General features: G+C 64.7%; 1 protein-coding gene. It reads left to right on the top strand.

The annotated features are described in order from the left end of the window. The coding region (locus QSK21_RS35945) for a hypothetical protein (protein WP_502871633.1) at positions 1-291 on the top strand (291 nt) is incomplete at its 5' end. Positions 292-504: the final 213 nt, after the last annotated feature.

The following is a 504-nucleotide window of genomic DNA, read 5'->3' as shown; positions in this document are numbered from 1 at the left end:
CCTGACGGGCCAGCTCGACCGCGCGACGCCGGAACTCGGGCGGGTGTGGTGACGGCATGGCGAACATCCTTCCTGATGATCGCCGATGACCTCAGGGCAAGTGTCCGGAGAGCGGGGGGAAGCTCACTGCGACCTGCGAGGAACCTGCACCAGCCTGACCTGCTATTGCCGGCCGATGGGAAGCACATCGCCTCCTTCCGGCTGACGCTGTCGTCCGTACGCGGCATCGACGAGACCGGGTTCGTCCGCAGCATCGATTCGGCCATGGATGGTTTTCACCAGAGTTTCTAGTACTCAAGGAAGTCCTCCAGCGACAACGGACTCGTGATGTTCGCCGACTCCGTATCCCGCGGGTCGAGCAGTGCCCGCACTCGGAAGTGAGCTTCCCCCCGCTCTCCGGACACTTGCCCTGAGGTCATCGGCGATCATCAGGAAGGATGTTCGCCATGCCGTCACCACACCCGCCCGAGTTCCGGCGTCGCGCGGTCGAGCTGGCCCGTCAGG

Source organism: Actinomadura sp. NBRC 104412 (assembly GCF_030269515.1).
Taxonomy (GTDB): Bacteria; Actinomycetota; Actinomycetes; order Streptosporangiales; family Streptosporangiaceae; genus Spirillospora.
This window is presented reverse-complemented; position numbering and strand designations above follow the sequence as displayed.